The organism is Nocardioides sp. WJ219 (genome assembly GCF_058559815.1).
Window position 1 is genome coordinate 347,582 of record NZ_JBZUJV010000006.1, and the last position, 25,141, is coordinate 372,722.

Here is a 25,141-nt window from a genome sequence, read left to right on the forward strand (position 1 = left end):
GGCATCGCGGTGACGGGCAGATCCTGGTCGGCTCAACGGTCGGGTCCTCTCGTCGCGGTCCAGCGCGGTACGCGCTTCCCGCAGGCTCCCACCGACCGGCTCAGGACTTCTTCGACTTCTGCGACTTCTTGGGTCGTGGGCGTACGACGAGGACGGGGCACGGGGCGTAGTGCTGCACCCGCTGGGCGGTGCTGCCGATCAGCACGCCTTCGCTGATCCCCCGGGCTCCTGCGGCGACGACCACCAACCCGGCGTCGTGCTGCTTGGCCGCCTTGATGATCTCGTTGGCGGGCGAGCCGGAGCGCACGCGCCGGTGCACCGTGGGTCCCCAGCCCTCGAACTCGGCAGCGATGATCGCGACGGCGTTCTCGGCCGCGTCCCGGAAGGACAGCGTCTCCCAGGACGCCTTCCGGTCGCCGGCGGAGAGCTCGTCGGCGAAGGCCACGGCGGCCAGCGGACGGATGACGGCCATCACGGTGACGTCGGTGATGGCGGCCGGGTCGGCGAAGGACTTCAGGTGGCGTGCGGCAGCCAGGGACTGCTTGGAGCCGTCGGTGGCGACGATGACGTGCATCAGTGGTCTCCTGACCCGTCGGAGGTGGTGGCTGAGCCGGGGGTGCCGGCGGATCCGGACTTCCTGCTGCCGACGAGCTTCTCCGCGAGGTACAGCACCCCGCCGATGGCGAGCAGCGCGGCGCACCAGAGGAGGGACTTCGGGTCGTCGTACACCGCGTAGTAGAGGATCGCCAGGTTGCCCAGCAGCCCCAGGACGAGCAGGGGGGTGTTGGCGCGGAACGCACGGTCGTGCTCGTCGCGGCCGCGCAGCCTCAGGCACGTCCCGATCACGAGCGCGTAGATCGCGAGGAGGAAGACGACCGTCACCGTGGCGAGCCGCCCGACCAGGTCGAGGTTGCCGCCGGCCTCCAGCACCAGCGTCCCGGCGACGAGCAGGGCCCCCACCACCAGGCCGCCGAAGAGCAGGCCGACCCAGGGGCTTCGCCGGGTCGGGTGGATCTTGCCGAAGACCGCCGGGACGACGTCCTCGCGAGCCATGCCGTAGAGGATGCGCGGCTGGGTCACCATGGTGACCAGCGCCGTGTTGGTGATCGCCACCAGTGCGATGACGGTGAAGATGTTCAGCATCAGGTCCGTGGAGAACGGCAGGATGCCCTGCCGGACGACCTCGAGCAGGGCCGTGTCGGAGGAGGCGAGCTCGTCGGTGGGCACGGTGAGGGCCGCGGCCATGGACACCAGCACGTAGACGACACCCGCCACGACCATGCCCCCGACGAGCGAGCGCGGGAAGGCCTTGTAGGGGTCGATGGTCTCCTCGGCCACGTTGGCGGTGTTCTCGAAACCGGTCATGGCGAAGAAGGAGAGCGCCACGCCGGCCAGGACGGCCAGCGCCGGGTTGCCCGCGACGCTGATCTCGGTGAGCGTCCCGAAGTCGGCGTTGCCCTGGGCGATGTAGATGATCGCGATGATGACCACGATGACCAGGCCGCTGAGCTCGACGAAGGTCATGATCATGTTCGCGACCACCGACTCGGTGATGCCGATGTAGTTGATGAGCACCAGGACGGCGACGAAGACCAGCGAGACGAGCAGCGCGGGCGGCGCGTCCCACAGCTCCCCGAAGTAGGACGAGAAGCCGGCGGCCAGCGAGCCGGTGGCCGCGAAGCTGGCCGCGAGGAACGACACGGTGACCAGGAACGTCAGCGCCTTGTTGCCGAACGCCTTCTGGACGTAGAGCGAGGACCCGGCGGCCTGGGGGTACTTCGTCACCAGCTCGGCGTACGCCGATCCGGTGATGGCCGCGACCGCGACCCCGGCGCCGAACGCCAGCCAGAACGCCCCGCCCACGGCGGCGGCGACGAGGCCGATGAGCACGTAGATGCCCGAGCCCAGCACGTCGCCCAGCGTGTAGAAGAAGAGCTGCCGGCCGGTGATGGAGCGCTTGAGCTCGCCCTCGTCGGACCTGTCGTCAGCAACGGTTGAGGAACTGTCGGCCACGGCCGCACCTCGAATCGGGGGAAGTATGGCCCCCGACCCCACCGCGTCACAGGCCCGTTGTCAATCAGCTCGACCGATCCGGTCCCCCCGGTCTTGCGGCGCCGGAGAGGTCCGTGGCGCCACGTCCCGGGAAGGTGGCGACTGACGTGGGCGCGCCGTCAGGCCGGATGGCGTGTCGATCTGCGTCGGAATGACCGAAGCCCCTGACGGGCGTCTCCGCGCGTCAGGGGCTGTTCGGGTGCTGCGCGCCTGTAGGGATTCGAACCCCAAACCTTCTGATCCGTAGTCAGATGCTCTATCCGTTGAGCTACAGGCGCATGCCCCGCTAGCGGGACTGCACGAGGATAGCCGACCCCGCCGGGAGCGGCCGAATCGGTATTCGCGGAAGGCCGGCCGGTGTCGCGGGTCCCGCTACGGCGCCGGGACGTCCGCGGCCAGGATCGTCCGGACGGCGAGGTGCAGCGCCTGCTCGGCTGCGGCGGGGTCCAGGCCCAGGTCGCGGCGGAGCGTCGACCAGGCCGGGTACGTCGTCGCGGCGAGGAGGGCGTGGCGGCGCAGCGTCGCCGCCTCGTCCGGGGCGGCCATCTGGTCGGGGAAGGTGGCGACCAGCTCGGCGCGGGCCGCCTCGAAGAACCGCTCGCGGGACAGGCGCAGGGCGGGACTGAACGGTTCGCGGAGTGCCGCCGCGGCCGCGTGCGGGGCCAGCCGCTCGTGGTCGCCGGCCCGCTGGGCGCAGAAGAGGTCGATGCGCTCCGCGAGCGGCAGGTCGGGGGAGACGTCGACGTGGGTGGCGAGGTAGTCCTCCCACACCAGGTGCGCGACGGCGTCGTACAGCGCCTCGAGGTCGGGGAAGTGGGTCCAGAACGTCCGGGGCGAGATCCCGGCCGCCGCCGCCACCTGCTCGCCGGTGACGCGCAGCGCGCCGTCGCGGACGAGGCGGACGAACGAGGTGACGATCAGCGCGCGGGTGCGCTCGGTCCGGGCCGTGCGTCCGTCCACCGCCCCCACCTCGCCTCGACGACTCCGAGGCGACCCGTCGTGGGCCACGCCACGACCGGGCCGCCTCGGCGTCACGATGCCAGACGTCAGCCGATGCGGTAGGCCGACACCGGACCCAGGGCCGAGGGGCGCGGGCCGGGGGAGAGGAACTGCTCGTAGCGCACGTCGTCGTCGACGTAGCGCTTGAGCCAGGCCACGGAGTACTTCGCGATGGTCGTGTTGGAGGAGTTCGGCGCGAAGTGGCTGGCGCCCTCGAGCTCGAGGTAGGCGCGCCGCTCGGCGTTGGTGAGCGAGTTGTAGAACGGGATGGAGTGCGACGACACCGAGGCCACCGAGTCGTTCTCGGCACCGATCACCAGGGTGGCGGCCTCGACCTCGGGCCAGCTCTTGTCCGTGTTCCAGCCGGTGAGCGGGATCGCGGCCTCGAGCGTGCGGCGGTCGGCGGCGGCCTCGAGGGTGCCGCCGCCGCCCATGGAGTGGCCGATCACGGCCTGGCGGCTGGCGTCGATCCGGGAGCGCACCCGCGAGTCGGCGACCACGTGGTCGAGCGCGGCCAGCAGCTGGTCGCCCCGGGCGCCGGGCTGGTCGTAGCGCGACTGGGTGTTGAACGTGACGACCACGAAGCCGAAGGACGCCAGGCGCGGACCCAGCCAGGAGATGCTCGACTCCGAGGCGGTGTAGCCGGGCGCGACCGCGACGACGCCGAAGGTCCCCTCGGCCGTGGAGGTCGGGTAGGTGATCGTCCCCGACCCGAACCCGCGGCTGGACAGGTCGGAGATGCTCACCTGGGAGACGGCGAACGGGCCGCGTGCGGCCTCCAGGGCGGCGTCGGTGGGGTCCGGACCGCGGTCGTGGACGCCGAGGGCCTGCACCGGCGTGCCGGTGGGGGGTACGGCGTCGGCGGGTGGCCCGGTGAGCAGGGCGGCGCCGAGGGCTCCCGCGAGCAGTGCCGTGCGCCAGGGACGGTGGTGGGACATGGGGCTTCCTTCCGGTTGGCCCGGCCGGCCGGAACGAAGCCCGAGGTGGACCCTGGTTCCCGAGAAGTGACCAGGCAATGTATTTGCGGTCAGTGTGCAGTTTGTTTCGCAGGCGGGTCAAGGGGCTCGTCGAGGGGTGGGTCACGCCGGGTCGACCTCGAGGATGCCCATCATCCCGAGGTCCTCGTGGTTGACGATGTGGCAGTGGTAGACGGTGCGTCCGGTCCCGCCCACCCCGAACCGCACCAGCAGCCGGACGGTGGAGCCGCCCGGCACGTTGACGGTGTCGCGCCAGGCCCGGAACGGGTCGGGCCGGCCGTCGCGGTCGAGCACCTGCACCGGGTGGCTGTGCAGGTGGAAGGGGTGGTCGCTGGGGTGGTCGTTGACGACCTCCCAGACCTCCAGGGTCCCGTGCGTCGCCCGGGCGTCCACCCGGTCCATGTCGAAGGTCCGACCGTTGATGGTGAAGGCGTCCTCGGTCGCGCCGAGGACGACCCGACGGGTCCGGACCGCGGTCGTGGCGTCGAGCGCCTCGACCGGGAGCAGGCGCGGTGGGAGTGGCACGGCTGCGTGGCCGGCCGGGACGCGCACGGTCACGAGCGTGCGCTCGTCGGTGGCCTCGCCGCCCTCCCCGTAGACCGAGTACGCCCGCCGCTGGAGTCCGATCACGCCCTCGGTCGTGGTGTGGAGCAGCACCTCGGCGCGCTCGCCGGGCGCCAGCAGGACCTCGTCGAGCTCCTGCGGGCGCTCGACCAGGCCGCCGTCGGTGGCGACCAGGTGCAGCCGCTCGCGCGAGCCGTCCTCCCGGACGGCGGCCAGCAGCAGGTGGTCGCCGGCCGTCGCGTTGAGCAGCCGCAGCCGCACCAGGCCGCTGCCGGCGGTGAGGACCGGCTGGTCGGCACCGTTGGCGACCACCTCGGAGCCGAGCCGGGTGAACATGACCAGTCGGTCGTCGGCCTCGCGCAGTCCCGGGAGCCGGTCGAGCGGTCCCTCGACGACGACCGCCCCTGCGAGCCCGGCGAGCAGCTGTCGCTCGACGTCGCCGTGGGCGTGCGGGTGGTACCAGTACGTTCCCGCGCTGCCGGCGGGCAGCACGAGCTCCCGCACGTCCGAGCCACCCGGTGCGAGGTGCGTCAGGGGCCGGTCGACGGCCGCGGTCAGCGGGAGCCCGTGCAGGTGCAGGCTGCTGTCGACGTCCGTGTCGTTGCGGAACGCGAGCCGCACCCGCTGGCCCTCGCGCAGGCGCACGAGCGGCCCGGGTGCGGTCCCGTTGTAGGCCAGACCGGCGCCGGAGGCGGCGGCGACGAGCTCGCCGACAGAGGCGCCGTCGGCTCCCCGCGTGAGCGGAAGAGTGGGCAGGCTGGGCAGCTCCGGACCGTCGGTCGGCAGGTCGAGCCCGGTCAGCGCCCGGACCAGGGGCACGGCGGCGACCGCGGCCACCGCCGTACCTCCCAGCCCGAGCAGCACGCCGCGGCGCCCGAGGCGGACCCTGGGCTCAGTGGTGGGCATGACCGTCCTCGCCGCGCTCGCCGCCGGCGACGACCAGCTGGCCCTTCATGCCGTCCTCCTCGTGGCTGCCGACGGAGCAGTGGAACGGGTAGGTGCCGGGCCCGGCGTCGATCACGACCACGCGGGTGCGTCCGCTCGGCACCTGCACGTCGAGGTCGAAGGCGTCGATGGCGAAGCTGTGCGTGTCGTCGGTGTCGTTGGTGAACCGGAAGGCGACCGGCTGCCCCTCGGCCACCCGCAGCTGGCCGGGCTCGAACTTGAAGTCGACCATGTCGATGGTGGGCAGTGCGGCCACCTCCTGGTCGCTCAGACCGTCGGTGTCGTCGTGCTGGGGGAGGGCCAGCACGAGTCCGAGACCCAGCGCCGCGCCGGCCACCAGGCCGACCGGGACCGCCAGCCACGAGCGGCGTACGTCGCGACCACCCACGAGGCTCGCCGCCAGGCCGGCTCCGATCGTGGCGAGCATGGCGACCGCGAGCGCGAACGGGGCCAGGTCCCCGGGCCGGACCAGGTCGAAGGAGAGGGTGGTCGTGCGCAGTGCGACGACGGCCGCGACGGCGACCACGACGACGACCGGCGCCCACCGCCGTTCGCGCCAGGTCGCCCAGGCGGCGAGGAGGGGGAGCACGGCGACGGCCGCCATGCCGGGGTTGGGGGTCCCCTGGAGGACGGTGAAGCCAACGACGACCTCGGCCGCCAGCGCCAGCATGGCGACGGCGGCGATCTGCCGGGCGCTCATCGCGCACCGCCCTGGGACAGCGCGGCGGCGTACCAGGCGATGGTGGCCGCGAGGGCCTCGCGCAGCGGCGTCGGGACGACGCCGAAGGTGGTCTCGAAGTCGGTCGAGACCAGGTTCTGCGGGATCCGGTGCTGGTAGAACATCTCGGCGTACTCCGCCATGAACTGCTCGTCGAACGGACCGTGCGCGACCGGCTCGTCCATCACCTCCACGACCAGGGGTCGACCGGTGAGCTCCTCGACCAGGGCGTGGACGGCCGTGGTGGGGAGGGCCGGGTTGGTGGGCAGGTGCCAGACGCGGCCGTCGCCCCGCTCGTCGGTGCCGAGGGTGACGAGGCCGCGGGCGACGTCGCCGATGTAGGTGTAGCTGTGCGGCAGGGTGAGGTTGCCCAGGCCCAGCGCCGGGCCGCCGGTCAGGGCCCCGGGGAAGAACGCGCCGCCGAGGGTGGAGCTGATCACCCCGGGTCCGAAGAAGTCGGCAGAGCGGCCGAGGGACACCCGGACCTCCCCCCGCCGGTGGGCGTCGAGGTACCGCCGGTCGAGCTCGGCGCGGAGCAGGCCCTTGCGGGTCGTGGCCGCCCACGGGGTGCGCTCGGTGAGGGCGTCGCCGTCGGCCTCGCCGTAGGGGTAGAGGGTGTCGAGGACGACCAGGCGGGCGCCGTGGGTGCGGGCGGCCGACAGGATCGCCTCGGCGATGCCCGGCAGCACCGGGACCTGCAGGTGGTAGGCGACGTTGACGGCGTGGTAGATCACCGCGGCGCCGGCGGTGGCGGCGATGGCGGCGTCGGGCGTCGACAGGTCGGCCTGGACGGTCTCGACTGCCGGGTCGGCCGCCTCGATCGGCCCGCGGGCGACCTGTCGTACGGCGAGGCCGCGCGCCGCCAGCTCGCCGGCGATCGCGGTCCCGGCGGGGCCGGCCCCGAGGACGACGTGGAGGTTCGGGTGGACGGACATGAGGTGCTCCCTAGTGAGTGACTGATCACTCACTCGTGTGTCGAAAAAGAAGGGCCCGCAGGGGTGCGGGCCCGGGGTCGGTGCGTGCGGGTGGGGTCAGGTGCTCCTCCCCGAGGTCGGGACGGGGTCGGAGTGCCGGATGCCGGCGGTCAGGGTGGCCGCCCAGGCGGCGTCGACATCGAAGGCGTCGATCGTGGTGAGCAGGTGGCACAGCTGCCCGAACGCGACGAACCGCTGGACGGCGGGTCCGTCCGCGCGCGAGCGCCGGGAGGCGAGCTCGGTGACCCGGGCGATGCCGCGGCGCACGGCGGCGGCGATCTCGGGGTCGGCCGTGGCAGCCTGGGCGTGCACCTGCAGCATCAGCAGGTCGCGGTCGGCGACCAGGGCGGCGTACGCCGCACCCATCGCGTCCAGCACCTCGGTGGGTGCGGAGTCGGGCGCGACGGAGGCCGCGCCCTCCTCGAGGGCGTCGACGATCCGGGCGTAGCACTCGTCGAGGGCCGCGACGAAGAGGTGGGTCTTGCTGGTGAACAGCTTCGAGACGTACGCCGGGGAGATGGCCGCGTGGGCCGCGACGTCGGCGATCGGGGTGGCGCCGAAACCGCCGCGGGCGAACGTCGTCACCGCGCTGGCCACCACGGCCTCCCGGCGGGCCTCGGCGGTGGACAGGATGCGGGCGGCGGGCATGTGAGTGACCGTACACTCACTCTTGCGGCAACGCCAGTCCCGTTGGCGATCGGCTCAGCGCACCCCCCACGAGTACGTCTGCTTGCGCAGGGACAGGTACATGAACGTCTCGGTCGCCTCCACGCCCTCGATCGAGCGGATCTTGGCCGAGATCAGGTCGAGCAGGTGCTCGTCGCTCTCGCAGACGACCTCGACGAGCAGGTCGTAGCGGCCGGCGGTCACCACGACGTAGTCGACCTCGTCGAGCTCGGCGAGGGCGTCGCCGACCTCGATGAGGGGCCCGGAGGCGGTGACGCCGATCATCGCCTGCCGGGCGAAGCCGAGCTGGAGCGGGTCGGTCACCGCGACGACCTGCATCACCCCGCTCTCGACCAGGCGCTGCACCCGCTGGCGCACGGCCGCCTCGGAGAGGCCGACCACCTTGCCGATAGCGGCGTAGGAGCGCCGGCCGTCCTGCTGCAGCTGCTCGATGATCGCCTTGGCGACGTCGTCGAGGGGCGTGACCGCGCGGTCTGGCTTCCTGGTCATGGCACCGGATCCTTGCAGTCCCGTCGGCGGACGCCAATCAGAAGCATGGATTTCGTTGCGTTCTCGTTTCGGGTCAACGGTTTCCTTGTTCTCGGGGCCCGGCTCTGGAACTATCCAACGCCACAGACCGTCTCGCAGGAGGTACGTCGATGTCGGTGGATCCCGATCGTTTGCAGGACCTGCTCCGGCTCAGCCGCCGGGGGTTCGTCCGGGGCACCGGGCTCGCGGCAGCGGCGGTCGGTGCCGGGGGGCTGCTCTCCGCGTGCGGCACCGACGCCCAGACGCAGACCGAGGAGAGCTGCCGCAGCACGGACCGGTCCGCCGACGACCCGACCCTCAACTTCGCCAACTGGCCGGAGTACATCGACGTCGAGGGCAAGGCGATGCCGACCCTCGCGGCGTTCGAGGAGCAGTCGGGCATCACCGTCACCTACAACGCCGAGGTCAACGACAACAACGAGTTCTTCGGCAAGGTCAAGGACCAGCTCGGCGCCTGTGAGCCCACCGGGCGCGACATCATCACGCTCACCGACTGGATGGCCGCGCGGATGATTGCCTTCGGGTGGATCCAGGAGCTCGACAAGGCCAACATCCCCAACGTCGAGGCCAACCTCAAGACCGACCTGCGCTCGCCGACGTGGGACGAGGACCGCGCCCACAGCGTGCCGTGGCAGACCGGCCTCACCGGGATCGCCTACAACGCCAAGTACACCGACGAGATCGGCTCGTTCGAGGAGCTGATGACCCGCCCTGACCTCAAGGGCAAGATCAGCCTGCTCTCCGAGCTCAACGACACCATGCTCTTCATGCTGCTGCTCGAGGGCGCCGACCCGGCCGACTTCGACTCCGGGGAGTGGGACGCCGCCATCGGCCGGCTGGAGGACTACGTGTCGTCCGGCCACGTGCGCAAGTTCACCGGCAACAACTACATCCGCGACCTCAACGCCGGCAACCTCGTCGCCTGCGAGGCGTGGTCGGGCGACGTGATCGCCATGCAGGCCGACAACCCCGACATCAAGTGGGTGGTCCCCGAGGAGGGCCTGGGCATCTGGTCCGACAACATGCTCGTCCCCAACCGTGCCGAGCACAAGGCGAACGCCGAGAAGCTGATGGACCACTACTACGAGCCCGAGGTCGCCGCCACCCTGGCCGCCTGGGTCAACTACATCTGCCCCGTCGAGGGCGCCCGCGAGGCGATGGAGAAGATCGACCCCTCGCTGGTGGACAACCCGCTGATCTTCCCCGACGACGAGTTCCTGGCCAACGCCTACAACTTCATGGGGGTCGAGGACGCGACGCGTCAGCAGTACGACAAGGACTTCGCTCGAGTCATCGGCGCCTAGGGACGATGAGCGACGACCTGACCCTCACCTCGGTCACCAAGACCTTCGGCTCCTTCACCGCGGTCGACGACCTCGACCTCTCGGTCCCCGAGGGCTCGTTCTTCGCGCTGCTCGGCCCGTCGGGCTGCGGCAAGACGACGACGTTGCGGATGGTCGCGGGGCTCGAGGAACCGACGTCCGGCACGATCGGGCTGGGCGAGCAGGACATCACCCGGCTCAAGCCCTACCGCCGCCCGGTCAACACCGTCTTCCAGAGCTACGCGCTGTTCCCCCACCTCACGATCGAGCAGAACGTCGCCTTCGGGCTGCGGCGCCGCGGCCGGCGCAAGGTCGACGCCGAGGTGGCGCGGATGCTCGAGCTCGTCGAGCTCGGCGACATGGGACGCCGCCGCCCCGGGCAGCTCTCCGGTGGCCAGCAGCAGCGCGTCGCCCTGGCCCGGGCCCTGATCAACGAGCCGCGGGTGCTGCTGCTCGACGAGCCGCTCGGCGCGCTCGACCTCAAGCTGCGCCGACAGATGCAGATCGAGCTCAAGCGGATCCAGGTCGAGGTGGGCCTGACCTTCGTCCACGTCACCCACGACCAGGAGGAGGCCATGACGATGGCCGACACCGTGGCGGTGATGAACGGCGGCCGCATCGAGCAGCTCGGTGCGCCCGAGGACCTCTACGAGGCGCCGGCCACCACGTTCGTGGCCAACTTCCTCGGTCAGTCCAACCTGGTCGCCGGCAAGGTGCTGCGCCACGACGGCACGGTCCTCGAGCTCGACGTCGAGGGCGCGCGGCTCCTCGCGGGGGCCGAGCGGGCGCGGGTGACCGAGGGGCGGGTCTGGGTCGGCGTCCGGCCCGAGAAGGTGCACATCAGCGCCGCCGGTGAGGAGGAGGACGACGACGACACCAACTGCCTGCGCAAGGGCGTGGTGAGCGACGTCAGCTTCATCGGGGTCAGCACGCAGTACCTGGTGCGGATGCCGTGGGGCCAGGAGCTGACCGTCTTCGAGCAGAACACCGGCAGCCGCGAGCGGTTCCGCCGCGAGGACCCGGTCGACCTGCACTGGCGCGCCGACCACACGTTCCTCCTCGACGCCTCCCAGGACGCGACGGCCGGCGTCGACGTGGTCGGCGCGTGAGCGCCGCCGACGCCGAGGACCCGCGGCGGCGCGGGCCCCTCGGCTACCTGCTGATGCTGCCGGGCGCGCTGTGGCTCGTGCTGTTCTTCGTCGTCCCGACGGTGACGCTGGTCGGCACGAGCCTCTACGACCCGTCAGGGTCGCTCGCCACCGGCTACTCGATGACCGGGCACTGGCAGAACTACACCCAGGCGATCTCCGACTACTCCCCCCAGGTCGTGCGGTCCTTCGTCTACGCCCTGATCGCCACGGTGGCCTGCGTCGTGCTCGGCTTCCCGCTCGCCTACGCCATCGCCTTCAAGGCCGGCCGCTGGAAGAACCTGATGCTGGTGGCGGTGGTGGCGCCGTTCTTCACCAGCTTCCTGGTGCGCACGCTGTCGTGGCAGTACCTCCTGGGCGACAACGAGGCCCTCGTCTCGCTGCTGCGCACGCTGCACGTGCTGGGCCCCGACGGCTACCTGCTCGACACGCCGTTCGCGGTGGTGACCGGCCTGACCTACAACTTCCTGCCGTTCATGGTGCTGCCGCTCTACGCCTCGCTGGAGAAGCTCGACCCCCGGCTCCTCGAGGCCGGCGCCGACCTCTACGCCTCTCCGGTCTCGGTGTTCCGGCACGTGACGCTGCCGCTGGCGATGCCGGGCCTGGTCGCCGGGACGCTGCTCACCTTCATCCCGGCCTCGGGCGACTACATCAACAGCGAGCTGCTCGGCAACCCGCGCACCCGGATGGTCGGCAACGAGGTCCAGGACCTCTTCGCCGCTGGCGACTACCCCACGGCGGCGTCGCTGTCGATCACGCTGATGGCGGCCATCGTGGTGCTCGTCCTGATCTACGTACGCCGCGCCGGCACCGAGGAGCTCCTGTGACCGGCCGGCCCGGACGCTGGGTGGGCGACCACCTCGTGCTCGTCCTGGGGTTGCTGGTGCTGGTCTACCTGTGCGTGCCGGTCGCCGTCGTCGTGCTGATGTCGTTCAACGACCCCGCCAGCCGCAACAGCTACACCTTTGACGGGTTCACCCTCGACAACTGGCGCAACGTCTGCGAGCCCTACCAGATGTGCTCGTCGCTGGGCCTGAGCCTGCGGGTCGGCCTGACGGCCACCGTGGTCGCGACGCTGCTCGGCACGCTGATGGCCTTCGCCATGGCGCGGCACCGGTTCCGCGGCCGCGGCGCGGCCAGCCTGTTCATCTTCCTGCCGATGGCGACGCCGGAGATCGTGCTCGGCTCGTCGCTGCTCGCGCTCTTCGTCAGCAGCGGCTCGGCCGGGGTGCTCGGCTTCTGGACCATCTTCGTGGCCCACGTGCTGTTCTGCCTGTCCTTCGTCGTGGTGACGGTCAAGGCGCGGCTCGCCGGTCTCGACCCGCGGCTGGAGCAGGCGGCCATGGACCTCTACGCCAACGAGTGGCAGACCTTCTGGCGGATCACCTTCCCGCTGGTCTTCCCGGGCATCCTCGCCGCGGCCCTGCTGAGCTTCTCGCTGTCGTTCGACGACTTCATCATCACCAACCTCAACGCCGGCCAGGAGGTGACCTTCCCGATGTTCGTGTGGGGGGCGGCGCAGCGCGGCATCCCCCCGCAGATCAACGTGATCGGCACGATCATGTTCCTGGTGGCGCTGGCGATCGTCGCCTCCGGGCAGCTCGGTCGGCTCGGCCGCCGGTCCGCGGACGCATGAGCGCGACGGCGTCGCTGCGCGACGCCGAGCCCGCCGTCTTCTGGCTCGGCGACCCCGACCGACCCGAACCGCTCGCGCCCCTGACCGGCCGCGCCGAGGCCGACCTCGTGGTGGTGGGCGGGGGGTACGCCGGCCTGTGGACCGCCCTGCGCGCCGTCGAGCGCGACCCGCGCCGCTCGGTGGTGGTGCTCGAGGCCGGCCGGTGCGGCTTCGAGGCGAGCGGCCGCAACGGCGGCTTCGCCTCGGCCAGCCTGACCCACGGGTTCGCCAACGGGCTCGAGCGGTGGCCCGACGAGCTCGCCCGGCTCGACGAGCTGGGCGCGGCCAACCTCCGCGACATCGCCGCCACGGTCCGGCGCCACGACATCGACTGCCACTGGGAGGAGACCGGCGAGGTCGCCGTCGCCACGGCCCCGCACCAGCTCGCCGAGCTGCGCGACCTGGCCGGCGTGATGGAGCGCGCCGGCCACCGGGTCGAGCTGCTCGACGCCGACGCGGTGCGTGCCCGGCTCGACTCCCCGACGTACGTCGGGGGCCTCGCCGTCCCCGACGGCACGGCGCTTGTCGAGCCAGCCCGGCTGGCCTGGGGCCTGCGCCGCGCCTGCCTCGACCTCGGTGTCCGGATCCACGAGGGCTCGCCGGTCACCGGGCTCGCGCGCGACCGGTCGGCCGTGGTGGCCACCACCCACGGCGGCACGGTCCGGGCCTCGCGAGCGGTGCTCGCGACCAACGCCTTCCCGCCGCTGCTGCGCCGGCTGCGCCTGATGACGGTGCCGGTCTACGACCACGTGCTGATGACCGAGCCGTTGAGCGCCGCGCAACGCGCGTCGATCGGGTGGGCGGGCCGGGAGGGGGTGGGCGACAGCGCCCACCAGTTCCACTACTACCGGCTCACCCGCGACGGCCGCATCCTGTGGGGCGGGTACGACGCGATCTACCACTACGGCTCGCGCACCGGCCGTGGGCTCGAGCAGCGCGACCGCACCCACCGCCTGCTGGCCGAGCACTTCTTCGCGACCTTCCCCCAGCTGGAGGGACTGCGGTTCACCCACCGCTGGGGCGGGGTCATCGACACCTGCACCCGGTTCGTGGCGTTCTACGGCACCGCCCACGGCGGGCGGACGGCGTACGCCGCGGGCTACACGGGCCTCGGGTTGGCCGCGACCCGCTTCGGGGCCGACGTGGCGCTCGACCTGCTGGCCGGGCGCCCCACCGAGCGGACCACGTTGGAGATGGTGCGCCGGCGCCCGCTGCCGTTCCCGCCGGAGCCGGCCCGCTACGTCGGCATCCAAATGACGCGCTGGTCCCTGGCCCGCGCCGACCGCTCCGGTGGGCACCGCAACCTCTGGCTGCGCGCGCTCGACGCCGCCGGCCTCGGCTTCGACTCCTGAGCCGCCGGGCGTCAGAGCATCGAGTGGGCCTTGTCGAGGACCGCGCGCAGCGTCTGCTCGATCTCGTCGAAGTGCGACTGGTCGCAGATCAGCGGCGGGGCGAGCTGGATGACCGGGTCGCCCCGGTCGTCGGCGCGGCAGTAGAGCCCCTCGTCGTAGAGCGCCTTGGACAGGAAGCCGCGCAGCAGCTTCTCGGCCTCGGCCCCGTCGAACGACGTCTTGGCCGCCTTGTCCTTGACCAGCTCGATGCCGAAGAAGTAGCCGTCGCCGCGGACGTCGCCGACGATCGGCAGGTCGTTGAGCTGCTCGAGCGTCGCCCGGAACCGGCCCTCGTGGTCGCGCACGTGCTCGAGGACGCCCTCGCGCTCGAAGATGTCGAGGTTGGCCATCGCGACCGCCGTGGAGACCGGGTGACCGCCGAAGGTGTAGCCGTGGGCGAACGACTCGTGGCCCCGCAGGAACGGCTCCATCAGGCGGTCGGTGGCGATCATCGCGCCCAGCGGGGCGTAGCCCGAGGTGAGGCCCTTGGCGCAGGTGATGATGTCGGGCTGGTAGCCGTAGCGCTCGGCCCCGAAGAGGTAGCCGAGCCGGCCGAACGCGCAGATCACCTCGTCGGAGACCAGCAGCACGTCGTGCTGGTCGCAGATCTCGCGCACCCGCTGGAAGTAGCCGGGCGGGGGCGGGAAGCAGCCGCCGGCGTTCTGCACCGGCTCGAGGAACACCGCCGCGACCGTGTCGGGGCCCTCGTTCTCGATGGCGACCCCGATCTGGTCGGCCGCCCAGCGGCCGAAGGCCTCGAGGTCGGTGCCGTCGGCGCCGGCCGTGCCCGCAGGGGCGCGGTAGGAGTTGGTGTTGGGCACCCGGAACGTCGACGGCACCAGGGGCTCGAACTGCTGCTTGAGCGCCGGGAGGCCGGTGATCGACAGGGCGCCCTGGGTGGTGCCGTGGTAGGCGATGGCCCTGCTGATCACCTTGTGCTTCATCGGCTTGCCGGTGAGCTTGAAGTAGTTCTTGGCCAGCTTCCAGGCCGTCTCGACGGCCTCGCTGCCGCCGCTGGTGAAGAACACCCGGTTGAGGTCGCCGGGGGCGCGGTCGGCGAGCCGCTCGGCCAGCCGGATCGCGGTGGGGTGGGCGTAGGACCACAGCGGCATGAACGCCAGCTCCCGGGCCTGCGCCGCGGCCGCCTCGGCGAGCTCCGTGCGGCCGTGCCCGAGCTGGGAGACGAACAGCCCCGAGAGCGCGTCGAGGTAGCGCTTGCCCCGGGAGTCGTAGAGGTAGGCGCCCTCGCCGCGGACGATCACCGGCACGTCGGCGTGGTCGTAGGTCGAGTGGCGCGTGAAGTGCATCCACAGGTGGTCCTTGGCCGCGCGCTGCAGGTCGTCGTGGTCCGAGCTCATGCGTCCATCATGACGGCGGTGCGGGCGGGTAGCAAGCGGATCCGTTGAGCAGAGCCCGGTTCGGCTACGGAATCCGTTGCCCGCGGCCGCCGGCCCTGACTAGGCTCCGGCCATGACCGACCAGACCTTCTCCAACGTCATCGGTGGCGAGCTGGTCGCCGCGGCGTCCGGCGAGCACGACGAGATCATCGACCCGAGCACCGGCGAGGTGTACGCCACCGCGCCCCGCTCGGGCCCCGAGGACGTCGACCGTGCCTACGCCGCCGCCGCGAGCGCCTTCGAGACGTGGGGCGGGACCACGCCCCAGGAACGGGCCCGGGCGCTGCTGCGCATCGCCGACGCCATCGACGCCCGCGCCGAGGAGATCGTGGCGGTCGAGAGCAAGGACACGGGCAAGCCCCTCGGGCTGACCGCGTCGGAGGAGCTGCCGCCGAGCTCGGACCACTTCCGGTTCTTCGCCGGGGCGGCGCGGGTCCTGGAGGGCCGGTCGGCGGGGGAGTACCTCGCCGACCACACGTCGTTCGTGCGGCGCGAGCCCGTCGGCGTCGTCGGTCAGGTGACGCCGTGGAACTACCCGCTGATGATGATGATCTGGAAGATCGCGCCGGCGCTGGCCGCGGGCAACACCGTGGTCCTCAAGCCGAGCGACACCACCCCGGCCAGCTCGACGCTGCTCGCCGAGATCTGCCAGGAGTTCCTGCCGCCGGGGGTGCTGAACGTGATCTGCGGCGACCGCAGCACCGGCCGCCTGCTGGTCGACCACCGCACACCGCAGATGGTGTCGATCACCGGATCGGTGCGGGCGGGGATGGAGGTGGCCGGTGCCGCCGCCGCCGACGTCAAGCGCGTGCACCTCGAGCTCGGCGGCAAGGCGCCCGTGGTGGTCTTCGACGACGCCGACGTCGAGAAGGCGGCCACGACGATCGCCGAGGCCGGGCTGTTCAACGCCGGGCAGGACTGCACCGCCGCCACCCGCGTGCTCGCCCAGGCCGGCGTGGCCGCCGAGCTGACCGCCGCCCTCACCGAGGCCGTGCGCGGCCTGCACACCGGCCCCCCGAGCGACGAGGACGCGTTCTACGGCGCCCTCAACAACGCCGACCAGCTCGCCCGGGTGGCCGGGATGGTCGACCGGCTCCCCGACCACGCGACGCTGCAGACCGGCGGTGCCCGGGTCGGTGACGTGGGCTACTTCTACGAGCCCACCGTGGTCTCGGGCCTGCGCCAGGCCGACGAGCAGGTGCAGGACGAGATCTTCGGGCCGGTGATCACGGTGCAGGAGTTCGGCGACGAGGCCGAGGCGCTGCGGCTGGCCAACGACGTGCGCTACGGGCTGTCGTCGTCGGTGTGGACCCGCGACCACGGCACCGCGATGCGGGTCTCGGGGCGGCTCGACTTCGGCGTCGTGTGGATCAACACCCACATCCCGTTCGTCTCCGAGATGCCGCACGGCGGCTTCAAGCACTCGGGCTACGGCAAGGACCTGTCGATGTACGGACTGGAGGACTACACGCGCATCAAGCACGTGATGTCCTACACGGGGGGGTAGGCGTGCGGATCCTGCTGGTCGGGGCCGGCGGCGTCGGCGGTGCGTTCACCGCCATCGCGGCCCGGCGTGACTTCTACGAGACGGTCGTGGTCGCCGACCACGACCGCGCCCGGGCCGATCGGGCCGCCGCGGTCGACGACCGCTTCGTCGCCGCCCAGGTCGACGCGTCCGACCAGTCCGAGATCACCGCTCTGTGTCGAGAGCACCGCATCACCCACGTCATGAACGCCGTCGACCCCGTGTTCGACATGCCGGTCTTCGAGGGCGCTCTCGCCGCCGGGGCGGACTACCTCGACATGGCGATGTCGCTGTCGCGGCCGCACCCCGAGGCGCCGTACGAGCAGTGCGGGGTCAAGCTGGGCGACGAGCAGCTCGCCCGGGCGTCGGCGTGGGAGGACGCCGGCCGGCTCGCCCTGGTGGGGATCGGCGTCGAGCCAGGGCTCTCCGACGTCTTCGCCCGGCACGCCGCCGACGAGCTGTTCTCCGAGATCGACGAGCTCGGCACCCGCGACGGCGCCAACCTCGTCGTCACCGACGACGACGGCAACGAGGTCTTCGCACCGTCGTTCTCGATGTGGACCACGATCGAGGAGTGCCTCAACCCGCCGGTCATCTGGACTGTGGACGACTCGGGGCAGGGCGCGTGGCACACCACCGCACCCTTCAGCGAGCCGGAGGTCTTCGACTTTCCCGAGGGCATCGGACCGGTGGAGTGCGTCAACGTGGAGCACGAGGAGGTGCTCCTGATGCCGCGGTGGATCGACTGCCGGCGGGCGACGTTCAAGTACGGCCTCGGGAGCGAGCTGATCAACATCCTCCAGGTGCTCCATGCGCTCGGCCTCGACCGCACGGAGAAGGTCCGCGTGAAAGGAGTCGAGGTGAGCCCCCGCGACGTGGTGGCGGCGGTGCTGCCCGACCCGGCGACGATCGGGCCCCGGATGACCGGCAAGACCTGCGCCGGGCTGTGGGTCACGGGCACCGGCAAGGACGGCCGGCCGCGCTCGACCTACCTCTACCAGGTGGTCGACAACGAGTGGTCGATGCGCGAGTACGGCCACCAGTGCGTGGTGTGGCAGACGGCGGTCAACCCCGTCGTCGCGCTCGAGCTGCTGGCCTCCGGCGCCTGGTCCGGCACCGGCGTGCTCGGCCCGGAGGCGTTCCCGGCCCGGCCCTTCCTGGACCTGCTCACCGAGCACGGCGCGCCGTGGGGGATGCAGGAGGTCCGCTGACCGGCGGACCAGACCAGTGACATCCGCGGGGGCGTCCGCCGCGAACACCCTGCATGCAGACCAACGTTCTCGCGGGCCCCCGGCCCGCCCGGGCCACCGCCGAGGGACGGCTCGCCGACCACGTCGCGCGCCTCGCGGCCGACCATCCCCCGATCGACCTCGCGACCTGCGACTTCACCGTCCGCGACCGCGACACGGTGGTCGCCCGCTTCGCCCCCGTGCTCGACTACATGGCGCGCGCCGAGCTCGAGGTCGAGCGCAACGTGCTCGAGCTGGGAGTGCTGCTGCCGCACGCGCCCACAGTCGACGAGTACTTCTACCGCGAGGTGTGGCAGCCGCAGGAGGCGCGCCACGGCCTGGCGCTGGACGAGCTGCAGGTGCGGCTCGGTCTCCCGCCGGCCCAGACCGACCTGGACACCCTGTCGTCCAAGGTCCGCACCGCCGGTGCCCTGGCGCACCTGCCGGCGCTGCACGACGTCGTCCGGATGCTCTACTACCTCACCGGGATGACCACCGAGCGGTCGGCGCTGCTGGCCTACCGCCGGCTCGAGGAGGGCCTGACCGACCTCGGCGAGACCGCCGTCGTCGAGACCATCGTGGTCCCCATCCGGCGCCAGGAGCCCGGCCACTACGCGTTTTACCAGATGTCGGCGCGCGCGCTCTGGGACCAGCTGGCGGGGTGGCAGCGGTGGCTGGTGCGCCGGCTGCGGGCGGTGTCGTTCGCGCCGGTCGCCGCCACCGACGACCGGCGCAAGGCCGACGTCGGCGACATGATGGTCGCGCTGGGCATCAGCACGCCCGACGCCAGCGACGACTTCTCCACGACGGTCGCCCGCACCGAGGCCGAGCTGCTCGGCGCCGAGGCCGACGGGCTGAAGGTGCCGGCCTACGTGGCGCGGGCGTTCCGCGACTGTCTCGAGCTGTCCCGGACCCGGGCCTCCCCGACCGCCGCCTGAGAGGTGCTCAGGCGGTGGCCTCGGCGCGCTCGCGGCGGCCGCGGGGCACCTTGGTGAGGAACGTGAGGGCCACCGCCGCCAGGGCGATCACGCCGATGGTCGAGTACGCCGTGACGTAGTCCTCGTCGTCGCCGATCAGCACCGAGGCGATGATCGGGCCCAGGACGCCGCCGAGGCTCCAGCCGACCAGCATCAGCCCGTAGATAGCGCCGGCGTTGCGGACGCCGAAGAAGTCGCCTGCGGTGGCCGGCATCGTGCCGAAGGCGCCGCCGTAGCAGAGGTAGATGATCGCGGCGAGCACGAAGAACAGCACGGTGCTGTCGGCGTGCGGGATCAGCAGCAACGAGATCCCCGACAGGGTCAGCATCCCGGCGAACGCCCTCATCCGGCCGATGTGGTCGGACGCCGCCGCCCACACGATGCGACCGGCGCCGTTGAAGATCGCCAGCGCGCCGACCACGGTGGCCGCGCCGCCCGCGCTGAACCCGGCGATGTCGGAGGCGCTGTCCTTGGCCACCGAGATCAGCGCGATGCCGGCGGTGACGTTGAGGGCGAGGATCGCGGTGAGGAGGTACCACTGCGGGGTGCGCAGCGCCTCGCCCTGGGTGTAGTCGTGGCTGGCGGCGCCGGCGGTCGCGTCGCGCTCGCCCTCGTGGCCCGGGACGACGTAGTCGGCGGGCGGGTTGCGGAACAGCGACGCGCCCGCCAGCGACATCACCAGGTAGGCGATGCCGAGCGGGAGGAACGCCGTCGCCGGCTGGTCCTCGTTGCGGCCGATCAGCCACTGGGCCACCGGCGAGGTCGCCACGGCGCCGAAGCCGAAGCCGCCCACGGCGAGGCCGGTGATCAGGCCGGGCTTGTCGGGGAACCACTTCTGCAGCATCGCGATCGGCACGATGTAGGCGACGCCGAGACCGAAGCCGCTGATCACGCCGTAGCCGAGGATCACCAGCCACAGCTGGTCCCCGTCGCGCGCGAACGACGCCAGGATGATGCCGAGGGCGTAGATGACGCCGCCGACCAGGGCGACGACGCGGGGGCCCTTCTTGTCCTGGACGCGGCCGCCGACGTAGGTACCGATGAAGATCATCGCGATGGTGACGGTGAACGGCAGCGAGGCCTGCACCTTGGACAGCTCCCAGGCTGGCGCGTCCTGGAAGGCGCTGGCGAACACGCTCCAGGCGTAGACGGCGCCGATCGAGAACTGCAGCAGCAGCGCCGCGACGACGAGCAGCCAGCGGTTGGTCATGAGGGGCTCCCTGGCTGGTAGCGGACCGGACCCTCGCGCTCGAGCCGCTCGCGCTGGGGGACGACGACGTACTTGGGGTCCTTGGCAGAGGCCTGGCCGGCCTCGAAGACGCCGAAGCGGGTGCAGGCCGAGCCCGCGAGCAGCGCGAGCCCGGACAGCCCGGCGAGCGCGCGGCTCCGCCCGCCGACCAGTGCGCCGACGGCGCCGGCGGCGGTGAGCGCCTTGGACGCGCGCATCAGGCGGCCGGCCTGGCCCTCGTGGAGCGGCTCGGCGGTGATCCCCATCGACCGCTCCATGACCTGCTCGGCGACCAGCTCGAGGACCGCGCCCCCGACCGCCAGCCGGCGGGCGGGGCCGTTCTCGGCGACCGGCGCGCCCAGGAGCCCGAGGCCGGCCGAGGCCGCGGCCGCCGAACCGACGAAGACGAACGGCAGCTCGCGGTAGGCCTCGTGCCACGACGGCGTCGCGGTGTCGGAGAGCAGCACGGCCGTGTAGGCGGCCACCGGCGGCGCGAACAGCGCGGCGAGCAGCCCGGCCGGCCGGTCGACGTGGCGCGCCAGGCGCAGCGGCCCGACGCGGCGGTCCTCCGGCAGCATCGCGACCAGCTCGGTGGCGGCGGCGCCGGCGGCGAACGGCCCGTAGATCGAGAGGATCCAGGTGCCGACCGACATCGGCGAGGTCAGCTTGGCCACGCGCAGCATGTTGAGGAACCGCGACGGCTTGCCGAGGTCGTGCACCAGGGCGCCCATCGAGAAGGTCAGGGCGGCGATCGCGCCGAGCCGTCCGGTACGCCGCAGGGCAGGGCGTCCGGTCAGGTCGGCCCCCGCGGCGAGCAACGACGAGCCGGCCGCGAGCCCGCCGGCGAACAGGTAGGCCGGGATGTCGGCCTCCCACGGCGACGGCTTGACGATCGGCCGGCCGTAGTAGGAGGTGAACTCGGCGTCGGGCACCATCGACCGGTCGCCGCGACCGCCCTTGCGGCCCCCCTTCCGCCCCTGACGGCGCCGTCCACCCTGGGAGCCGATGACCGCGGTCGTCTGCCGCTCCTGGTCGGCGTCCTGGGGGACGTCGGGGACGTCAGGACTCATCGGCGTCGCCCGACGAACGCGAGGGCGGCGCCGACCAGCAAGGTGGCGGCGGCGGCGCTGGCCCGGTGGAACATCTGCGGCAGGTCCCTGGTCGTGACGACGGGGTCGGGCGGGAAGCCGTAGACCTCGGGCTCGTCGAGGAGGAGGAAGAAGGCCCCGGTACCCCCGACGCCGTCGTTCGGGTCGTTTCCGTACAGCTTGGCGTCCATGATGCCGGCGTCGTGCAGCTGCGCCACCCGGCGGTCGGCGCGCTCGCGCAGCTCGTCGACGTCGCCGAACTGGATCGACTGCGTGGGGCACGCCTGGGAGCACGCCGGGGACTGCCCGGCGTCGAGGCGGTCGTAGCAGAGCGTGCACTTCTGGGCGATGCCGACGTTCTTGTGACCCTCGGGGCTCTTGCGGCGCTCGATCACGCCGTAGGGACAGGCCGGCACGCAGTAGCCGCAGCCGTTGCAGATGTCGTCCTGGACGACCACGGTGCCGAACTCGCTGCGGAACAGCGAGCCGGTGGGGCAGACGTCGAGGCAGGCTGCGTGGGTGCAGTGCTTGCACACGTCGGAGGACATCAGCCACCGGAAGTCGGGCTTCTCCTCCTGCTCGGCGCTGTTCACCGGCGGGCCCATCGTGGGCATGCCGAGGTCGGCGCCCTGCGGCGCCGGTGGCGCGGGCTGCACCGGGCGCAGGCCGGGATCCTGGGCGCCGAGCCGCTTGGGCTGCTCGATGAACGCGACGTGGCGCCACTGGTTGGCGTTGAGGGAGTGGCTGTTGTCGTAGGAGGTGGCCGTCATGTCGAAGTGGTCGGCCGGGACGTCGTTCCACTCCTTGCAGGCGACCTCGCAGGCCTTGCAGCCGATGCAGATGCTGGTGTCGGTGAAGAAGCCCTTGCGGCTCGGGTGGTCGTCGCCGTACCCGGCGTTGCGGGCCGGGTCGAGGGGACCCCAGAGGCTGTTCTCTCCGCCGATCATCGGTCTCCTCCGGACGGGTCGCTGGACGGGGTGGTGTCGGTCGACTCGTCGGGCGACGGCGTCTCGTCGCCGGCGTCGTCGGTGAACCGGCCGGGGCCGGCGGTCACGATGGGTCGCAGGTGGTCGTCGTAGACGCCCGCGCGACGCTGGTAGCCCTCGACGTAGGCGGTGAGCCCGGGGCCGGTGGGCCGGCGGCCGGGCTGCACGTCGCAGGTGCCGGCCTTGGTCTCCTGGATCAGCACGTTGGGGTCGAGCGCGATGCCGAACAGGTCGTTGGCGGCGTCGCCGCTGACGATGCCGGCGCCCTGCCCCCAGTGGTAGGGCAGCCAGACCTGGTGCACGACCCGGTCGTCGACCCGCAGCGGTGACAGCCGCTCGGTGACCAGCACCCGGGCCTCGATGGCCGAGCGTGCCGTGACGATGGTGGCCCAGCCGCCGTTGTCGAGCCCGCGGATGGCCGCCAGCTCGGGGGAGACCTCCACGAACATCTCCGGCTGGAGCTCGGCGAGCCGGTGCACGAAGCGGCTCATGCCGCCGGCGGTGTGGTGCTCGGTGAGCCGGCTGGTGGTGAACACGAACGGGAAGACCTCGCCGTGCTCCTCGGGCGGGCTGGGGTTCATCCGGTTCTCGTGCCGCGTGTACTCCTTGCGCGTCGGGTTGCCCTGCTGGGCGTAGACCGGGTTGGAGAACGGCGACTCGACGGGCTCGTAGTGCGACGGCAGCGGGCCGTCGAGGAGGCCCTTGGGCACGTAGAGCGCGCCCTTCCCGTCGCCCTGCATGATGAACGGGTCGTCGCCGGCGATGCCGGCCACGCCGTCGTCGTCGGGTCCGGGGCGGTAGGACGGGGGCTTGGTCCTCTCGAAGTCGGGCACGTCGTGGCCGGTCCACTCGCCGGCCTCGCCGAGCTCGGGGTCCCACCACACGTAGGCCTTGCGCTCGCTCCACGGCCGGCCCTCGGGGTCGGCGGAGGCGCGGTTGTAGAGCGTGCGGCGGTTGGCCGGCCAGGCCCAGCCCCACTCGGGCGCCACCCAGGACTGGTCGCGGCCCGGCGTACGGCGCGCCGCCTGGTTGACGCCGTCCTTGAACACGCCGGTGTAGATCCAGCAGCCGCCGACGGTGGAGCCGTCGTCCTTCATCTCGGTGAAGATCGACAGCGGGCGTCGGGTCTCGACCTCGTAGCCGTTGATCTCCATCAGCACGGCCTCGGCGCTGGGCTCGTCGCGGTCGCCGTGCGTGGGGTAGTCCCACGCGAGGTCGAGCACCGGCCGGTCGCGCTCGTCGGTGGAGCCGGCCAGGCGCTCCCGGACCATCCGGCCGAGGTGGTAGAAGAACCACAGCTCCGAGCGGCAGTCGCCGGGCGACTCGACGGCCTTGTCGCGCCACTGCAGCATCCGCTGGGTCTGGGTGAAGGTGCCCTCCTTCTCCACGTGGGAGGCCGCGGGCATCAGGAACACCTCGGTGCGGCACTCCTCGGGCACGATCTCGCCGGTGGCGACCTCCGGCGAGTCCTTCCAGAACGTCGCGCTCTCGATCTCGAACAGGTCGCGCACGACCACCCAGTCGAGGTTGGCCATGCCGAGGCGCTGGGCGCGCCCGTGGGCGGAGCCGACGGCGGGGTTCTGCCCGAGCAGGAAGTAGCCCTTGACCTTGCCGTCGATCATGTCGAGCACGGTGCGGTAGGTGCCGTGGTCGCCGGTGATCTTGGGGACGTAGTCGAAGCAGAAGTCGTTCTCGGGCGTCGCGGCGTCGCCCCAGTAGGCCTTGAGCAGGCTCACGGCGTACGCCGGTGCCTTGGACCAGAAGCCCTTCGCGCCGGGCTGGCGGACGGCGTCGACCCACTGCTCGAGGCTCTGGTGCTCCTCGGCGTTCGGCATCGGCAGGTAGCCCGGCAGCAGGTTGAACAGGGTCGGGATGTCGGTCGAGCCCTGGATGCTGGCGTGCCCGCGCAGCGCCATGATGCCCCCGCCGGGGCGGCCCATGTTGCCGAGCAGCAGCTGGAGGATGGCGCCGGTGCGGATGTACTGGACGCCGACGCTGTGCTGGGTCCAGCCCACGCTGTAGACCAGCGCGGTGGTGCGGTCGCGACCGGAGTTCTCGGTCCAGGCCCGGCAGACCTCGAGGAACGCCTCCTCCGAGACGCCGCAGGTGCGGGCGACCATCTCGGGGGTGTAACGGGCGTAGTGGCGCTTGAGGACCTGGTAGACGCAGCGGGGGTGCTGCAGCGTCTCGTCGCGCTCGGGGTCGCCGTCGACCTGGGTGCCGTGGGTCTCGTGCTGCATCCCGCTGGCGGTCTCGCGCTGCATGGCCTGGTTCTGGTCCTCGGCCTCGTCCTCCTGGCCGGCGTACTGCCACGACGTCGGGTCGTAGGTGCGGGTCTCGGGGTCGAACCCGGAGAACAGGCCCTCGAGGTCCTCGGTGTCGCGGAAGTCCTCGCTCACGATGGTCGCGGCGTTGGTGTAGGCCACGACGTAGTCGCGGAAGTCGAGCTCGTGGGTCAGGACGTGGTTGATGATCCCGCCGAGGAACGCGATGTCGCTGCCGACGCGCAGCGGCACGAACGTGTCGGCCAGCGCGCTGGTGCGCGTGAACCGGGGGTCGACGTGGATGACCTTGGCCCCCCGCGCCTTGGCCTCGACCACCCACTGGAAGCCCACCGGGTGGGCCTCGGCCATGTTGGAGCCCTGGATGATGATGCAGTCAGCGTTGGCCAGGTCCTGGAGGAACCCGGTGGCGCCGCCGCGCCCGAACGAGGTCCCCAGACCGGGGACCG

Annotated in this window: 21 protein-coding genes, 1 tRNA gene and 1 pseudogene; 8 read left to right on the forward strand and 15 right to left on the reverse strand. The window is 72.0% G+C overall.

Features of this window, described 5'->3' with window-relative positions:
• Window positions 1–100: 100 nt before the first annotated feature.
• The 10 genes from AC4MBH_RS16535 to AC4MBH_RS16580 form a co-directional block, all read right to left on the reverse strand.
• Window positions 101–574 (reverse strand): universal stress protein, encoded by a 474-nt coding sequence (locus AC4MBH_RS16535; protein WP_491796095.1) that lies wholly within the window; start codon window positions 572–574, stop codon window positions 101–103.
• Window positions 574–2,013, reverse strand: a complete 1,440-nt coding sequence (locus AC4MBH_RS16540) for an APC family permease (protein ID WP_491796097.1) — start codon at window positions 2,011–2,013, stop codon at window positions 574–576. Before AC4MBH_RS16540 ends, AC4MBH_RS16535 begins: the two co-directional genes overlap by 1 nt.
• Window positions 2,014–2,257: 244 nt before the next feature.
• Window positions 2,258–2,330, reverse strand: a tRNA-Arg gene (locus AC4MBH_RS16545).
• A gap of 94 nt (window positions 2,331–2,424) precedes the next feature.
• Window positions 2,425–3,012 carry a TetR/AcrR family transcriptional regulator gene (locus AC4MBH_RS16550; protein ID WP_491796099.1) on the reverse strand — a complete coding sequence of 196 codons (588 nt, stop codon included), beginning with the start codon at window positions 3,010–3,012 and terminating at the stop codon, window positions 2,425–2,427.
• Window positions 3,013–3,098: 86 nt separating this feature from the next.
• On the reverse strand, window positions 3,099–3,989 hold the full coding sequence (locus AC4MBH_RS16555; protein ID WP_491796101.1) for an alpha/beta hydrolase family protein: 891 nt from the start codon (window positions 3,987–3,989) through the stop codon (window positions 3,099–3,101).
• A 141-nt stretch (window positions 3,990–4,130) separates the two neighbouring features.
• Window positions 4,131–5,498 (reverse strand): multicopper oxidase family protein, encoded by a 1,368-nt coding sequence (locus AC4MBH_RS16560; protein WP_491796103.1) that lies wholly within the window; start codon window positions 5,496–5,498, stop codon window positions 4,131–4,133.
• A complete protein-coding gene (locus AC4MBH_RS16565) occupies window positions 5,485–6,237 on the reverse strand; it encodes a cupredoxin domain-containing protein (protein ID WP_491796105.1) in 753 nt (250 codons plus the stop codon). The genes AC4MBH_RS16560 and AC4MBH_RS16565 overlap by 14 nt, the downstream gene beginning before the upstream one ends.
• Window positions 6,234–7,190 carry an NAD-dependent epimerase/dehydratase family protein gene (locus AC4MBH_RS16570; protein ID WP_491796106.1) on the reverse strand — a complete coding sequence of 319 codons (957 nt, stop codon included), beginning with the start codon at window positions 7,188–7,190 and terminating at the stop codon, window positions 6,234–6,236. Before AC4MBH_RS16570 ends, AC4MBH_RS16565 begins: the two co-directional genes overlap by 4 nt.
• Before the next feature lie 96 nt (window positions 7,191–7,286).
• Window positions 7,287–7,877 (reverse strand): TetR/AcrR family transcriptional regulator, encoded by a 591-nt coding sequence (locus tag AC4MBH_RS16575; protein WP_491796108.1) that lies wholly within the window; start codon window positions 7,875–7,877, stop codon window positions 7,287–7,289.
• A gap of 54 nt (window positions 7,878–7,931) precedes the next feature.
• Window positions 7,932–8,405, reverse strand: coding sequence for an Lrp/AsnC family transcriptional regulator (locus tag AC4MBH_RS16580; protein WP_491796110.1), 474 nt, complete (start codon window positions 8,403–8,405; stop codon window positions 7,932–7,934).
• Window positions 8,406–8,560: 155 nt separating this feature from the next.
• Between AC4MBH_RS16580 and AC4MBH_RS16585 the strand changes: the two genes are divergently transcribed.
• From AC4MBH_RS16585 to AC4MBH_RS16605, 5 genes are read left to right on the forward strand one after another with little or no spacing between them, the layout of a single operon-like run.
• Window positions 8,561–9,748 carry a polyamine ABC transporter substrate-binding protein gene (locus AC4MBH_RS16585; protein ID WP_491796111.1) on the forward strand — a complete coding sequence of 396 codons (1,188 nt, stop codon included), beginning with the start codon at window positions 8,561–8,563 and terminating at the stop codon, window positions 9,746–9,748.
• Between the two features lie 5 nt (window positions 9,749–9,753).
• Window positions 9,754–10,875, forward strand: coding sequence for an ABC transporter ATP-binding protein (locus AC4MBH_RS16590; RefSeq protein ID WP_491796112.1), 1,122 nt, complete (start codon window positions 9,754–9,756; stop codon window positions 10,873–10,875).
• Window positions 10,872–11,741, forward strand: coding sequence for an ABC transporter permease (locus tag AC4MBH_RS16595; protein WP_491796114.1), 870 nt, complete (start codon window positions 10,872–10,874; stop codon window positions 11,739–11,741). The genes AC4MBH_RS16590 and AC4MBH_RS16595 overlap by 4 nt, the downstream gene beginning before the upstream one ends.
• Window positions 11,738–12,550 (forward strand): ABC transporter permease, encoded by an 813-nt coding sequence (locus AC4MBH_RS16600; RefSeq protein WP_491796115.1) that lies wholly within the window; start codon window positions 11,738–11,740, stop codon window positions 12,548–12,550. The genes AC4MBH_RS16595 and AC4MBH_RS16600 overlap by 4 nt, the downstream gene beginning before the upstream one ends.
• Window positions 12,547–13,941, forward strand: a complete 1,395-nt coding sequence (locus AC4MBH_RS16605; RefSeq protein ID WP_491796116.1) for an NAD(P)/FAD-dependent oxidoreductase — start codon at window positions 12,547–12,549, stop codon at window positions 13,939–13,941. Before AC4MBH_RS16600 ends, AC4MBH_RS16605 begins: the two co-directional genes overlap by 4 nt.
• A gap of 11 nt (window positions 13,942–13,952) precedes the next feature.
• Here the strand turns inward: AC4MBH_RS16605 and AC4MBH_RS16610 are convergent, their stop codons facing one another.
• Window positions 13,953–15,338, reverse strand: a complete 1,386-nt coding sequence (locus tag AC4MBH_RS16610; RefSeq protein ID WP_491796118.1) for an aspartate aminotransferase family protein — start codon at window positions 15,336–15,338, stop codon at window positions 13,953–13,955.
• Window positions 15,339–15,450: 112 nt separating this feature from the next.
• Here AC4MBH_RS16610 and AC4MBH_RS16615 point away from each other — a divergent pair, with 112 nt between their 5' ends.
• Genes AC4MBH_RS16615 through AC4MBH_RS16625 form a run of 3 tightly spaced genes read left to right on the forward strand, consistent with a single transcriptional unit; the run spans window position 15,451 to window position 19,069 of the window.
• Entirely contained in the window at window positions 15,451–16,884 is a 1,434-nt protein-coding gene (locus AC4MBH_RS16615) for a gamma-aminobutyraldehyde dehydrogenase (protein WP_491796120.1), read from the forward strand.
• 2 nt (window positions 16,885–16,886) lie between these two features.
• A complete protein-coding gene (locus AC4MBH_RS16620; protein WP_491796122.1) occupies window positions 16,887–18,113 on the forward strand; it encodes a saccharopine dehydrogenase family protein in 1,227 nt (408 codons plus the stop codon).
• A gap of 53 nt (window positions 18,114–18,166) precedes the next feature.
• On the forward strand, window positions 18,167–19,069 hold the full coding sequence (locus AC4MBH_RS16625) for a GTP-binding protein LepA (RefSeq protein WP_491796124.1): 903 nt from the start codon (window positions 18,167–18,169) through the stop codon (window positions 19,067–19,069).
• A gap of 7 nt (window positions 19,070–19,076) precedes the next feature.
• On the opposite strand, the gene AC4MBH_RS16630 is transcribed toward AC4MBH_RS16625, so the two are convergent.
• The 4 genes and pseudogenes from AC4MBH_RS16630 to fdh all read right to left on the reverse strand — a co-directional run.
• Window positions 19,077–20,318, reverse strand: coding sequence for an L-lactate MFS transporter (locus AC4MBH_RS16630; RefSeq protein ID WP_491796126.1), 1,242 nt, complete (start codon window positions 20,316–20,318; stop codon window positions 19,077–19,079).
• Window positions 20,315–21,406: an NrfD/PsrC family molybdoenzyme membrane anchor subunit gene (gene nrfD / locus AC4MBH_RS16635; protein ID WP_491796128.1), complete on the reverse strand. Its 1,092-nt coding sequence runs from the start codon at window positions 21,404–21,406 to the stop codon at window positions 20,315–20,317. Before nrfD ends, AC4MBH_RS16630 begins: the two co-directional genes overlap by 4 nt.
• Window positions 21,403–22,371, reverse strand: coding sequence for a 4Fe-4S dicluster domain-containing protein (locus tag AC4MBH_RS16640; protein ID WP_491796130.1), 969 nt, complete (start codon window positions 22,369–22,371; stop codon window positions 21,403–21,405). The genes nrfD and AC4MBH_RS16640 overlap by 4 nt, the downstream gene beginning before the upstream one ends.
• A pseudogene (gene fdh / locus AC4MBH_RS16645) lies at window positions 22,368–25,139 on the reverse strand (formate dehydrogenase); the annotation flags it as partial. The pseudogene fdh and the gene AC4MBH_RS16640, both read right to left, overlap by 4 nt.
• Window positions 25,140–25,141 lie beyond the last annotated feature (2 nt).